13 protein-coding genes are annotated in these 13,013 nt (G+C 57.8%); all 13 read left to right on the forward strand.

Features of this window, described 5'->3' with window-relative positions; genetic code table 11:
- The first annotated feature begins 197 nt into the window (after positions 1-197).
- A complete protein-coding gene (gene pyrH, locus ABJT94_RS18660) occupies positions 198-938 on the forward strand; it encodes a UMP kinase (RefSeq protein WP_181952696.1) in 741 nt (246 codons plus the stop codon).
- Positions 935-1,492: a ribosome recycling factor gene (frr, locus tag ABJT94_RS18665; protein ID WP_348477864.1), complete on the forward strand. Its 558-nt coding sequence runs from the start codon at positions 935-937 to the stop codon at positions 1,490-1,492. Before pyrH ends, frr begins: the two co-directional genes overlap by 4 nt.
- A gap of 181 nt (positions 1,493-1,673) precedes the next feature.
- Entirely contained in the window at positions 1,674-2,429 is a 756-nt protein-coding gene (gene uppS, locus ABJT94_RS18670) for a polyprenyl diphosphate synthase (RefSeq protein WP_213678422.1), read from the forward strand.
- Between the two features lie 2 nt (positions 2,430-2,431).
- Complete coding sequence (locus ABJT94_RS18675) at positions 2,432-3,256, forward strand: phosphatidate cytidylyltransferase (RefSeq protein WP_348477865.1); 825 nt, start codon at positions 2,432-2,434, stop codon at positions 3,254-3,256.
- 2 nt (positions 3,257-3,258) lie between these two features.
- Positions 3,259-4,461 carry a 1-deoxy-D-xylulose-5-phosphate reductoisomerase gene (ispC, locus tag ABJT94_RS18680; protein WP_348477866.1) on the forward strand — a complete coding sequence of 401 codons (1,203 nt, stop codon included), beginning with the start codon at positions 3,259-3,261 and terminating at the stop codon, positions 4,459-4,461.
- On the forward strand, positions 4,458-5,807 hold the full coding sequence (gene rseP / locus ABJT94_RS18685) for an RIP metalloprotease RseP (RefSeq protein WP_348477867.1): 1,350 nt from the start codon (positions 4,458-4,460) through the stop codon (positions 5,805-5,807). The genes ispC and rseP overlap by 4 nt, the downstream gene beginning before the upstream one ends.
- Before the next feature lie 74 nt (positions 5,808-5,881).
- Positions 5,882-8,224, forward strand: coding sequence for an outer membrane protein assembly factor BamA (bamA, locus tag ABJT94_RS18690; RefSeq protein ID WP_348477868.1), 2,343 nt, complete (start codon positions 5,882-5,884; stop codon positions 8,222-8,224).
- Positions 8,225-8,346: 122 nt separating this feature from the next.
- Entirely contained in the window at positions 8,347-8,919 is a 573-nt protein-coding gene (locus tag ABJT94_RS18695) for an OmpH family outer membrane protein (protein WP_348477869.1), read from the forward strand.
- A 17-nt stretch (positions 8,920-8,936) separates the two neighbouring features.
- Complete coding sequence (lpxD, locus tag ABJT94_RS18700) at positions 8,937-9,998, forward strand: UDP-3-O-(3-hydroxymyristoyl)glucosamine N-acyltransferase (protein WP_348477870.1); 1,062 nt, start codon at positions 8,937-8,939, stop codon at positions 9,996-9,998.
- Positions 9,995-10,453 carry a 3-hydroxyacyl-ACP dehydratase FabZ gene (gene fabZ, locus ABJT94_RS18705; protein ID WP_348477871.1) on the forward strand — a complete coding sequence of 153 codons (459 nt, stop codon included), beginning with the start codon at positions 9,995-9,997 and terminating at the stop codon, positions 10,451-10,453. Before lpxD ends, fabZ begins: the two co-directional genes overlap by 4 nt.
- Positions 10,450-11,220: an acyl-ACP--UDP-N-acetylglucosamine O-acyltransferase gene (gene lpxA / locus ABJT94_RS18710; RefSeq protein ID WP_348477872.1), complete on the forward strand. Its 771-nt coding sequence runs from the start codon at positions 10,450-10,452 to the stop codon at positions 11,218-11,220. Before fabZ ends, lpxA begins: the two co-directional genes overlap by 4 nt.
- The gene (gene lpxB / locus ABJT94_RS18715; protein ID WP_348477873.1) at positions 11,220-12,374 is read left to right on the forward strand and encodes a lipid-A-disaccharide synthase; all 1,155 of its coding nucleotides are present in this window, start codon (positions 11,220-11,222) and stop codon (positions 12,372-12,374) included. The genes lpxA and lpxB overlap by 1 nt, the downstream gene beginning before the upstream one ends.
- Positions 12,371-12,979 (forward strand): ribonuclease HII, encoded by a 609-nt coding sequence (gene rnhB / locus ABJT94_RS18720; protein ID WP_348477874.1) that lies wholly within the window; start codon positions 12,371-12,373, stop codon positions 12,977-12,979. The genes lpxB and rnhB overlap by 4 nt, the downstream gene beginning before the upstream one ends.
- Positions 12,980-13,013: the final 34 nt, after the last annotated feature.

Below are 13,013 nucleotides of genomic sequence, written 5' to 3' on the forward strand. Positions count from 1 at the left end.
GAACAAAGGGCAGTCTGACTGCCCTTTTTTTTGTCTGCACGGCGAGCCAGCGCCGACAGCGCGTAGCCCCAGGGTTTCCACGTCGAGCCTGTTTACGCGAATCCCGCTTGCACCGGCGACGTTCGCGTCGCACAGTAGCGGCGCGGAGTTAACGTCCCCCGGTAGCCGATACCAGCGACCCAGTTTAGGAGATGACCATGCCCACGAAAGACCCCCACCCGCGCCATAAGCGCATTCTACTCAAACTCAGTGGCGAAGCGCTTTCCGGCGAACAGGGCTTCGGGATTGACCCCAAAGTGCTGGACCGCATGGCATTGGAGATCGGTCAGCTGGTGGGGATAGGGGTGCAGGTCGGGCTGGTGATCGGCGGCGGCAATCTGTTTCGCGGCAAGGCCCTGAATGAAGCCGGGCTGGACCGGGTAACCGGCGACCATATGGGCATGCTGGCTACGGTAATGAACGCGCTGGCCATGCGGGATGCGCTGGAGCGCTCCAATATTCGCAGCCGGGTGATGTCGGCCATTCCCATGTCAGGGATTGTAGAGCACTACGACCGGCGCAGCGCCATTCGTTATCTGACCCAGGGGGATGTCGTTATTTTTGCCGCTGGCACGGGCAACCCCTTCTTCACCACCGATTCGGCGGCCTGTCTGCGCGGTATCGAAATCGAAGCAGATCTGGTACTCAAGGCAACGAATGTCGACGGCGTGTATAATGATGATCCCCGAACCAATCCGGATGCGGTAAAATATGACCGTCTGACGTATGACGAGGCACTGGAGAAACAGCTGGGTGTGATGGATTTGACCGCTGTTTGTCTGGTGCGGGACCATAAAATGCCGGTCCGGGTCTTTAATATGAACAAACCGGGAGCGTTGATATCGCTGATGGTAGGCGGTAATGAAGGAACGCTGATGGTAGAGGATATAACTGCATGATCGAAGACATAAAGAAAGAGGTTGAAGCGCACAACCGCCGGGCGATTGGCGCGCTGGACGACGGCTTCAACAAAATTCGCACCGGCCGGGCCAACCCTGCCATTCTCGACAGCGTCATGGTCAACTACTACGGTACGCCCACCCAACTGAAGCAGGTGGCGAACATCAACGTTGAAGATGGTCGTACCCTGGCGATTGTGCCCTGGGAGAAAAATCTGGTGCCGGAAATCGAACGTGGCATCATGAAGGCCGACCTGGGGCTGAACCCGGCGACGTCCGGCGATAAGATTCGTGTGGTCATGCCCGCGCTGACAGAAGAGTCACGCAAGGACATGATCAAGGTAGCCCGCTCTGAAGCCGAGAAAGCACGCGTGTCGATCCGCAGCGGTCGCCGCGATGCCAACGCCACCATCAAGGAATTGGTTAAAGAGAAAGAGCTGTCCGAAGATGAAGGCCGCGGCGCCGAAGATGACATCCAGAAGCTGACGGATGCCGCGACCGCTCAGGTCGAGGCGCATCTGGCCAGCAAGGAAAAGGAACTGATGACGGTTTAAAACCGTTACGGGACCTTGACTCAGGCAGCATGGGAACCCCATGTTGCCTTTGTTTTTTGTAGGGACGGCGTAGCACAAACAAAAAAGAGTGCCGTCGCCGCTGAAATGAACAGCCAGGCTCAGGGTGGTTGCTCGCGAATCGACATTCGCAGACGCTGCCCTGATTCAGTAAAGGACAATTATGACCACAGCACACTCAGCAGGAGACAGTTCTGTTCCTCGCCATGTGGCCATTATCATGGATGGAAACAATCGCTGGGCAAAAAAGCGATTGCTGGGCGGTATTTCAGGGCATAAAGCCGGAGCCAAGGCGGTGAGAACCGTTGTTGAGCACAGTGCCAGAGCGGGTGTTGAAGTGTTGACCCTGTACGCCTTTAGCTCTGAGAACTGGCGCCGCCCCCGAGACGAGGTAAACGCCCTGATGGAGCTGTTCCTGATGGCGTTGAACCGTGAAGTAAAGAAACTGCACGAGAATAATTTGAAATTACGCATCATTGGCGACAAGACCGGCTTCAGCGCGGCCATTCAAGCGGCCATTGCCCGCTCGGAGGCACTGACCGTCAACAATACCGGCATGACGCTGGTGATTGCCGCCAACTACGGCGGGCACTGGGACATTACCCAGGCCGCCAGAAGTCTGGCCCGCGATGTGGCCTGTGGCAGGCTGACGCCAGATGACGTGACCGAAGCGGCCATGCAGGCCCGGGTCGCCCTGGGTGATTTGCCACCTCCCGATCTGTGCATTCGCACGGCGGGTGAGCAGCGCATCTCGAACTTCCTGCTTTGGCAGTTCGCCTATACCGAATTCTATTTCACCGATGAGTTCTGGCCGGACTTCAATAAAGAATCGTTGCAGCGAGCCTTCGCCAGTTTTGCCGGCCGGGTGCGCCGTTTTGGCCGAACTGACGAGCAACTGGAACAAAGAGTGACTTCCTGATTATGCTGATCACACGCGTGTTGACTGCGCTGGTACTGGCCCCGCTGATGCTGGCCTGCATTTACTGGCTGCCGGAGACCGGATTTGCCGCCTTCATTGGCGCCATTGTTGTTTTGGGGGCCTGGGAATGGGCCAATCTGGCCGGTTTTCAGCGGGTGACCACCCGTCTGGGCATGGCGGCATTGACGGCGGCAGCGCTCGGCTTGCTGTGGTGGCTGCAGACCCGAACCGCCCTGACCTGGCTGCAGCTGACTTTATGGTCTCTGCTGTGGTGGCTGTTTGCACTGGTCATGGTGGTGCGCTACCCGGCCAGCCAGAACTGGATTCAGCACCGCTGGGTACGCCTGTTGATGGCGCTGCCGGTGTTGCTGCCGCTCTGGCTTGGGTTGAATGTGCTGAAAGGTCAGCCGAACGCCAATCTGGTGCTGACCTGGCTGATGCTGCTGGTCTGGGGCGCAGACATCGGTGCTTTTTTTGCCGGCAAGGCATTCGGCAATCGCAAGCTGGCGCCCTCGGTAAGTCCGGGTAAAACCTGGGCCGGTGTCTACGGCGGCATGGCCACCTCGGTTGTACTGTCTGCCGCAATGGCGCTTATTTTTCTGCCCAGCCTGACACCGGTGCAATGGCTGCTCTTGCTGGTCATCAGCGCGCTGGTGGTGGCAATATCCGTTTTGGGTGATCTGTTCGAAAGCCTGCTCAAGCGCTACCGGGGCATTAAAGACAGCTCTGGCCTGTTGCCGGGGCATGGTGGAATTCTGGACCGGATCGACAGTCTTTGTGCTGCCACACCGATGTTTTGCGTGCTCTTGCTGGCGGTGATCCTCTAGCCATGACCATCTCAAGCGGTGTCTCAGAACCCAATCCTGCGCCCCGTCAATGGGTGACCGTGCTCGGATCCACCGGGTCCATTGGCTGCAATACCCTGGATGTTATCGCCCGCCACCCGGATCGTTTTGGGGTCTTTGCGCTGTCCGGTCATCGCAACATCGAGCTACTGGCGCGACAAATTGAACAGCATCGGCCACGTTACGCCGTAGTGGCTGATAGTAGTGGCCGGCAAGCGCTGATGGCGCGCCTGACTGATACCCGTACTGAAATACTGGTCGGTACTGCCGCGCTGGAAGCCATGGCTGAACATCCGGATGTTCAGGTGGTGATGGCGGCCATTGTCGGTTCCGCCGGTTTGTTGTCGTCACTGGCGGCAGCTCGGGCTGGCAAGCGATTGCTGCTGGCCAATAAAGAGAGCCTGGTGGTGGCTGGCGACCTGCTGATGTCGGCAGTGAAGCGGTCTGGTGCCGAATTGCTGCCGATCGACAGCGAACACAATGCCATTTTCCAGTGCATGCCCGGTGAGCACCGGCGCCAGGGTGTTTCATCCGTATTGCTGACGGCCTCCGGCGGCCCCTTTTTGAACTTTACCGCCGGGCAGCTGGAACAGGTAACGCCCGAACAGGCGGTGGCTCATCCAAACTGGTCCATGGGCCAGAAAATTTCGGTCGATTCTGCCACTCTGATGAACAAGGGACTGGAACTGATAGAGGCTTGCTGGTTGTTCGACTTGCAGCCGGCTGATGTTGAGGTCGTGGTACACCCACAGAGCGTCATTCACTCCATGGTACGTTACATCGACGGCTCGGTGATCGCACAACTGGGATCGCCTGACATGCGTACCCCCATAGCGTTCGGGCTGGCCTATCCGGATCGCATTGACAGCGGCAGTGCCGCCCTCGAGTTTACTGCCCAGCTGGGGCTTAGTTTTGATCAGCCCGACCGGGCCCGGTTTCCCTGCCTGCGCCTGGCTGAAGAGGCCATCGCCGTCGGCGGAACGTGCCCGGCGGTGTTGAATGCCGCCAATGAGATCAGCGTTGAAGCCTTCTTGCAACGGCGCCTGTCATTTCCCCAAATTGCCCACATTAATGAACAGGTGCTCAACCAGCTGGCACACGAACCCGCTGAGTCAGTTGAGCAATTGCTGGGTATTGACGCGCGCGCCAGAACACTGGCGAAGGCCGCGATAGAGGCACGAACATGATGGCGATTCTGACCAATATTCTCGGTATTCTGGTGGCTCTGGGTATTCTGGTGACCGTGCATGAATACGGCCATTTCTGGGTGGCCCGTCGCAATGGCATTCGGGTATTGCGCTTTTCAGTGGGGTTTGGTCAGCCGTTGTACCGCTGGTACGACCGCCATGGCACCGAATTTGTTATCGCCTGGATTCCGCTGGGCGGCTACGTGAAAATGCTTGATGAACGGGAAGGTCCGGTGGATGAGGCCGAACTCGACCAGGCTTTTACCCGTAAAACGCCAGCCCAGCGCATTGCGGTCGCATCGGCCGGGCCAATCGCCAACTTTCTGTTTGCCATTCTTGCCTTTGCACTGTTGTACAGCATTGGTGTCCAGGGGCTGGCCCCCTGGGCTGATACGCCGCCAGCGCAAACTCCCGCGGCAGAAGCCGGTGTCCAACGTGGTGATGTTATTGAGCAGGTTGACGGCCGAAACGTTGACGACTGGACCGATATCAACCTCGCGCTGGCTCGGCGTGTTGGCGACACTGGCATCATTGAGCTGACCGTGCGCCGGGACGGGCAACTGCAAGAGCTGGCGGTGCCGATTAATCAGTGGATGGCCCGCGACAGCGAACCCAACCCCATGGCCAGCCTGGGGCTGTATCCGAGCCGCCCTGAAACGCAGGCATTGATTGGCCAGGTGGTTCCGGGCGGAGCGGCGGAGGCTGCGGGTTTGCAAGCAGGGGACCGGATTATTTCGGTCAATGGTCAAATGATTGAAAATTGGGTGGACTGGGTCGCTATTATTCAGCCCAATGGCGGCCGGCCGCTGTCCGTCGTGCTGGAGCGTGATCAGGCCCGGCAAACACTGACCGTCACGCCAGCTGAGCGTGACGTTGAAGGCCAAAGCCAGGGCTACATTGGCGCTATCGCTGCGCCCACTCCCTGGCCGGAAGAACAGATTATCGTCCAGCGCGAATGGCCCTGGACCGGCATCTGGCTTGGCCTGCAGGATACCGCTGAAATGGTCGGGCTCAGCTTTGCAATGCTCGGCAAGATGGTGACGGGCCTGGTGTCGGTAGAGCAGATTGGTGGCCCCATTTCCATGGCGCAGATGGCCGGTGATTCGGTTCAGGGCGGCGCCGAAAGCTTTATTCGCTTTCTGGCGTTCATCAGCATCAGTCTTGGGGTGGTCAATTTACTACCTATCCCGATTTTGGATGGTGGGCATATTGTGATGTATGCGGTCGAGTGGATGCGCGGCAAGCCCTTATCGGAGCGTTTGCAGGTGATAGGGTCTCAAATTGGCCTGATGCTGATTGTCGGGTTGATGGTATTGGCGTTTGTAAATGATATCGGCCGGTTATAACGGTCAGTGATCGGTCGACGTGCCTGTCCCGGCTGCTGCCCCGACAGTCCCGATTTTAACGAACAGGAGTAACTATGAGATTTGTTGTCGCGGCAGCCCTGACGCTGATGTTCAGTGCAAGTGCCATGGCGGAACCGTTTCGGGTTGATGCCCTGACCGTCAACGGCCTGCAGCGGGTATCGCTGGGGTCGGTATTGCAGGCGCTACCCATTCAGGAAGGCGATCAGGTTGATTCCGACGCTGCCGACGACTGGTTACGTGCGGTATACAGTACCGGCTATTTCAGTGATGTGCAGGTGCTGCGCGATGGCGGCATCCTGGTTTTTGAAGTGACCGAACGTCCGGCGATCAACAGTGTCGATTTTTCTGGCAACAAGGTGATTCCGACTGAGACGCTGGAGCGCGTCATGTCGAACGTCGGATTGGAAGAAGGTGAGATTTTCAACCAGTCATTGCTTGAGGGCATTGAGCTGGAGTTGGAGCGTCAGTACAGCATTCAGGGCCGTTACAACGCCACGGTAGTGCCTGAGGTGACGCCGCTGTCACTAAACCGTGTCGACGTTGAGCTGGTCATCAGCGAAGGGCCGGTGGCGAAGATCAACCATATTGAAATTACCGGCAACTCAGTTTTCACCGACGACGAGTTGCAGGCCGCACTGCGCCTGCGTGAAACCAGTAAGCGATACCCGTTTCAGTTTATTGCTCGCCGTAATCGTTTTGGTCAGGCTCAGTTGACGGGCGATCTGGCGCGCCTGGAAGATTATTATCTTGATCGGGGGTACCTGGATTTCCGGCTGGAGTCTCATCAGGTTTCAATCTCCGACAACAAAGCCGACATCACCCTGGTTCTCAACGTCTTTGAAGGTGAACCCTACCAGGTGTCGGGGCTGTCACTGACCGGCGATCTGGTTGATCTGGGCGATGAGCTTGAAGCCCTGATCGATGTCCGTGAGGGGGACGTCTATTCCCGCGTTGAGATCAGCGATCTGTCGTCGCGAATGAACGACGTGCTCGGTGACAAGGGCTATGCCTTCGCCGAGGTCAATAGCGAACTCGATCCCGACCGTGAAGCCCGAACGGTGGATATCACGCTCAGCGTCATTCCGGGTAAACCGGTGTATGTGAATCGAATTGAGATTCGAGGCAACTCGGAAACCAATGACGAAGTCATCCGCCGTGAAATGCGCCAACTGGAACGCGCACTGGTCATAAACAGCAATATTCGGCGGTCGCGCCAGCGCCTCGAACGCCTGGGTTATTTCAGTCAGGTCGATATCCGGACCCAGCGCATCGAAGGCCGGGATGACCTGGTAGACCTGATCGTGACCGTTGAAGAAACCACCAATAGCCAGATAACCGGTTCTATTGGTTACTCGGATCAGAGCGGCTTTTTTACCGAAGCCAAGGTTGAGCAAAAGAACTTTCAGGGCAAAGGCTACGACTTTTCAGCCTCGGTAACGGTGAACAACGCCGAGCAGAATTATAACCTCTCGTTCGAAGACCCGTACTTCACGATTTACGGGGTCAGTCGCGGTATCGATCTGTATTACCGCCGTACCGACTTCAGTGAGCAAACCTTCAGGACCTATGCGACCAATACCGCCGGTGGCCGGTTGCGATTGGGCTACCCGCTGTCTGAAAACCAGCGTATCACTTACGGTGTTGGCTACAGTCAGGATGAGTTGTTTCTCAGTGATAGCGCTCCTCAGGAAATGACGGATTTCCGGGACAGCAACGGCAGTGACTATGAAATCATCGACACCCGTCTGACCTGGAACCTCAACAGCCTGAACGGCACCTTCAAGGCTAACCGGGGTCGCCAACTGACTTTGTCGGGTGAAGTAGCCACGCCATTGGGTGATCTGACCTATTACCGTTTGACGGGCAGTGCGGAACAGTACTTCCCGGTCAACGATCAGTACAGTATTCGTCTACACTCGGACGTTGGCTACGGCAGCGGTTACGGCGATGCGGACCGATTGCCCTTTTACAAGCACTTTTATTCCGGAGGTGTCCGATCGGTACGCGGCTATCAGTATGGGTCGCTGGGGCCGCTGAGCACCCCCAATCTGGATGGCAATAATGATCCGCTGGACGACCCATCGCCCATCGGTGGAAACATAAAGATCGAATACGGCGCCGAATTGCTGATACCCATGCCGTTTGTACAGAACCAGGATGCCTTCAGAGCGTCGTTGTTTATTGACGGTGGCAATGTCTATTCCGATGACTGTCGCGCCGGCAATGCAAACTGCACCAATGGTGTGGATCTGTCCGACCTGCGTTACGCCGCGGGTGTTGATATCACCTGGATTACGCCGATCGCGCCGTTGAGCTTCAGTTATGCCTGGCCTCTGAATGCACGCGATGGGGATCTGGAAAAGAACTTCGCCTTTACAATTGGTATCGGATACTGAGGTCGGGCTGGTTGAAAAGGCAAGCGGTTGGGCCCACTACTCAGGCTTGGCCGTACACATTAGAATGACCTGTCTGGCACGTGGCAGGCAGGTACAGCATCACTCGAACCGAAGGAGAAAGCATGAAGACTTCAGCACAACGCATTGCCCCGACCAACGCGACTGGCCGGTCACGGGAATCTGGCTGGCTGAGCCGAATAGCCTTCGCACTGGTTGCCATTGGCATGACCGCTTCTGTTCAGGCGACGGAAGTGGCATTGCTGGATCAGAACTATGTGTTGTTCAATAGCGATGCAGCCCAGGATGCCACCGCCGAACTGAAACGCGAGTTTGAACAGGAAGAACAGCAAGTGCAAACGCTGGGGCAGGCGATCCAGCAATTGCAGAGCCGGGCCCGGACCGATGCTGACATCATGACCGAAGATGAGTTGTCGGAACTTGAAAGTGAACTTCAACAGCGAGCACGCCAGCGCGACCAACTGGTGCGACAGCTGCAGCAAGTGCAGGGCGAGCGCCGCAATGCCTTTATCGAGCGGTACCAGCCGATGATGGCGCAAGCTATAGAAACGGCCGTCGACGGCCAGGAATATGATGTGATCCTGGACAAGGGCGCCGTGGTCTACCATCGTAATTCACTGGATATTACCGAAGCGGTACTGGAAGAATTCAATGCGCTGTACCAGGCGCAACAATAAGCTGACGAGTCAGACGGATGATCACAGCCCGACAGTTGGCCGAACAGCTCGATGCGCAGCTGGGCGGTAATGAACAGGCCTGGGATATGCCTCTGGAGCGGGTGTCTGCTCTGGATAAGGCCCAGTCCGGGAGCCTGACGTTCCTGGCATCCCGACAGTATCTGGCAGACCTGCCAGACAGCCAGGCCACGGCCATCGTCCTGAAACCGGATATGGCCGACCAGGCTCCGGGTGTTGCCGCCCTGATTCTGGTGGCGGACCCCTACTTGAGCTATGCCCGTATATCCCACCACTTCAGCCGTGAGCCAGCACCAACCGGCCACATTGACCTCAGTGCCGTGGTGGCCGAAGATGCAGTGATCGGCGTGGGAGTGACCATTGGCCCCGGAGCGGTCATCGGCTCTGGCGTGAGCATTGGCGAGGGCAGTCAGATCGGTGCTGGGGCGGTACTCGATGCCGGTGCACGGGTTGGGCGGAACACCCTTATCATGGCGAACGTAACGCTTTGCCACGGGGTGGTGATGGGCGACGATTGTCGGGTGCAGCCGGGAACGGTAATCGGCTCCGATGGGTTCGGGTTTGCACCGGATCAGGGGCAATGGCAGCGTATTGCCCAGCTGGGCACTGTCCGTATCGGCAACCGGGTCGATATCGGTGCCAATGTGAGCATCGACCGCGGGGCCATCGAAGATACCTGCATTGAAGACGATGTCATCATCGATAATCTGGTTCAAGTTGCACACAATGTTGTGATCGGAAAAGCCACGGCACTGGCCGGGCAGGTCGGTATCGCTGGCAGTACCACCCTGGGCGCCGGCTGCACTGTAGGGGGACAGGCCGGGTTTGCCGGCCATATTGATATTGCTGCCGGCACCCATTTTACCGGCCAGACCATGGTGACTAAAAGCATCTCAGACGCTGGACTCTATTCCTCGGGCTGGCCGGCACAGCCCAGTCGGGAATGGCGTCGTACCGTTGCACGCTTGCGCCAGTTAGACCAGTATGAACAGCGATTGAAGTCATTGGAGAAGGCGCTGGCAATGCGTCCCGCCGCTCCGGAATCTGAGGACTCGGAATGAGCATTGAACTGCCCCTGGATCATGAAGCCATCAAGCAATTGTTGCCGCACCGGTATCCATTTTTGCTGGTTGACCGTATTACCGAACTGACCCCGGGTGAAGCTATTGCCGGGTTCAAGAATGTCACGGGCAATGAAGAGCTATTCAACGGGCACTTCCCGGGTCAATCCATCTTTCCCGGTGTGCTGATGTGTGAGGCCATGGCTCAGGTTTCGGCTATTCTGGGTTTTGCGACATCAGGCAACCGCCCAAGCGAAGGCTATCTGTATTTGTTTGCCGGGCTCGATAACGTTAAATTCAAGCGGCAGGTCGTGCCCGGTGACCGGCTGGATCTGTTCAGTACGCTGGTGTCTGAACGCCGGGGTATTTTTAAATTCAACTGCCGGGCGGAAGTGGACGGCCAGTTAGCGGCCACTGCCGATATTGTGTGCGCTGAGCGGAAGTCAACCTCGTGATTCACCCTACTGCACTGGTCGATCAAACAGCACGTATTGCCGATGGGGCCAGTATTGGTCCATTCACCGTTATTGGTCCGGATGTTGAAATTGGCGAAGGCTGCTGGATCGGGCCGCATGTGGTCATCAACGGACCAACAACCATTGGACGGCACAATAAGATTTACCAGTTTGCCAGCGTTGGTGAAGCGTGCCAGGACCTTAAGTACAAGGGTGAGCCTACGCGGCTGATCATCGGTGATCACAACACCATTCGTGAAGGTGCCACTCTGCATCGCGGCACCATTCAGGATAAGGGAGAGACCCGGGTAGGAAACCATTGCCTGTTGATGGCTTATACACATGTCGCCCACGACGTGGTTGTCGGAGATCATGTGATTCTCGCCAACTCTGCAGGATTGGCGGGCCACGTAAAGGTCGGTGATTACGCGATCGTCGGTGGACACTCCGGTGTTCATCAGTTTGTCTCTATCGGTGAACATACGTTTATTGGTGCTGGTTCCACGGTTCTGAAAGACGTGCCCGCTTTTGTGACCGTGCAAGGTTATCCGGCTGCACCCCATGGAATGAACACCGAAGGCCTGCGCCGGCGTGGCTTTTCTGCGGAGTCGATCAAGGCGCTGCGCAATGCTTACAAAACGGTTTATCGCCAGAGCAAAACCACCAAGGCTGCACTGGCTGAGCTGGCTCCGATTGCCGAGCAGTTTCCGGAAGTGGCCTTGTTTGTGCGCAGCATTGAAACCGCTAACCGGGGTATTGTGCGCTGATGTCCCGACCCTTGCGCGTGGCCGTGCTGGCCGGTGAAGCCAGCGGCGACATTCTTGGTGCCGGTCTGATGCGCGCGTTACGCGCACGCCACCCCAATATTGAATTTGGGGGTATTGGCGGTGAACGCATGATTGCCGAAGGGCTGGACAGCCGCGTTTCGATGGAACGGCTGTCGGTAATGGGGCTGACTGAAGTCGTAGGGCGGCTGCGCGAATTGTTCCGCATTCGGGCCGCTTACCGGGACTGGTGCATCCACTGGCAGCCGGATGTATTCGTCGGCATCGATGCTCCCGATTTTAACCTGGGCCTGGAGCGCCAGTTGCGCGATGCCGGCATCAAGGCCGTGCATTACGTCTCGCCCTCAGTCTGGGCCTGGCGGCGGGGCCGTATCAAGAAAATCCGCCGCAGTGTTGATCACATGCTGACCTTGCTGCCCTTTGAAGCCGATTTTTACCGCGAGCATCAGGTGCCGGTTACCTTTGTTGGCCATACCCTGGCTGACCAGTTGCCGATGGAACCAGACCGGTCGGCAGCGAGGCAACGTCTGGGCGTACCGGAGCAAGGCCTGTGTCTGGCGGTTTTGCCAGGCAGTCGGGGCAGTGAGGTTGGGCGCTTGGCGCCGCTGTTTCTGCAAGCGGCTACTCTGGCCCAGAAAACGCTGGGACCGCTCACGGTGCTTATACCGGCGGCCAATGAATTTCGCCGCGAGCAGATTGAAGCAGCCGTGCGTCAGCACGGCAATGGGCTGCACATCCAACTCTATGCGGGTCAGTCGACCGATGTCATGATTGCCAGCGACGGCGTCTTGCTGGCCTCCGGTACGGCGGCACTGGAAGCCATGCTGTTGAAGCGCCCCATGGTGGTTTCCTACCGGTTAACGGCGCTTACGTTCCGGATAATGCGGGCGATGGCGACCACACGCTGGGTCTCATTGCCCAACGTATTGACCCAGAGCGACTGGGTGCCGGAGCGACTGCAGGATGACGCGACGCCTGAACGCCTGGCGACCGATCTTGTTAAAATTCTCACTGACACCGATTACCGCGATCAGTTTGAACAGCGCTCTCGTTTCCTGCACCGTCAATTGGCGCGAGGCGCCGATTCGCAGGCCGCCGAAGCGGTGCTGAGCGTTGCCGGGTTCTCACCCCAATGACCCAGCAAGGTCTGGTCTTTCAGGGTGCTGCCGACCTTGTGGCGGGCGTCGATGAAGTCGGACGCGGGCCGCTGGCAGGCGACGTCGTAGCCGCCGCCGTCATACTGGACCCGAAACACCCCATTGCAGGTCTCACCGACTCCAAAGCGCTTACCGCAAAGCGCCGGGAACAGCTCAGTGAGGAAATCAAAGCCCGGGCACTGAGCTGGTGTATCGCCCGCGCCAGTGTCGCGGAAATTGACGAGCTGAATATTCTACAGGCCAGTCTGCTGGCCATGCGGAGGGCCGTTGAGGGTCTATCGGTGGCTCCGGGGTTTTGCCAGATCGATGGCAACAAACTGCCCAAAGGCCTGCCTTGCCCGGCGGAAGCCATTGTGAAAGGCGACAGCCTGATCCCTGCCATCGGCGCGGCGTCCATTCTCGCCAAAGTCCAGCGGGATGCCGAAATGGTCGAGCTCGACCAGCGCTACCCAGAGTATGGCTTCGCCCGCCATAAAGGCTACCCGACGCCGGTTCATTTGGCGGCTTTGAAGGCACACGGCGTCATAGCCGAGCACCGGCGCAGCTATGCGCCAGTTAAGGCCATACTCACCACAAACCGTTAAACCTGAATACACAATTCCCCTCATCAGTACCTGC

It is taken from the genome of Saccharospirillum sp. (assembly GCF_039982735.1).
GTDB lineage: Bacteria > Pseudomonadota > Gammaproteobacteria > Pseudomonadales > Natronospirillaceae > Saccharospirillum.

Coding starts and splice junctions, on each gene's coding strand:
- uppS (WP_213678422.1), top strand. CDS start 1,674: ATGACCACAGCACACTCAGCAGGAGACAGTTCTGTTCCTCGCCATGTG.
- rnhB (WP_348477874.1), top strand. CDS start 12,371: ATGACCCAGCAAGGTCTGGTCTTTCAGGGTGCTGCCGACCTTGTGGCG.
- rseP (WP_348477867.1), top strand. CDS start 4,458: ATGATGGCGATTCTGACCAATATTCTCGGTATTCTGGTGGCTCTGGGT.
- bamA (WP_348477868.1), top strand. CDS start 5,882: ATGAGATTTGTTGTCGCGGCAGCCCTGACGCTGATGTTCAGTGCAAGT.
- fabZ (WP_348477871.1), top strand. CDS start 9,995: ATGAGCATTGAACTGCCCCTGGATCATGAAGCCATCAAGCAATTGTTG.
- ABJT94_RS18675 (WP_348477865.1), top strand. CDS start 2,432: ATGCTGATCACACGCGTGTTGACTGCGCTGGTACTGGCCCCGCTGATG.
- pyrH (WP_181952696.1), top strand. CDS start 198: ATGCCCACGAAAGACCCCCACCCGCGCCATAAGCGCATTCTACTCAAA.
- ABJT94_RS18695 (WP_348477869.1), top strand. CDS start 8,347: ATGAAGACTTCAGCACAACGCATTGCCCCGACCAACGCGACTGGCCGG.
- frr (WP_348477864.1), top strand. CDS start 935: ATGATCGAAGACATAAAGAAAGAGGTTGAAGCGCACAACCGCCGGGCG.
- lpxB (WP_348477873.1), top strand. CDS start 11,220: ATGTCCCGACCCTTGCGCGTGGCCGTGCTGGCCGGTGAAGCCAGCGGC.
- lpxD (WP_348477870.1), top strand. CDS start 8,937: ATGATCACAGCCCGACAGTTGGCCGAACAGCTCGATGCGCAGCTGGGC.
- ispC (WP_348477866.1), top strand. CDS start 3,259: ATGACCATCTCAAGCGGTGTCTCAGAACCCAATCCTGCGCCCCGTCAA.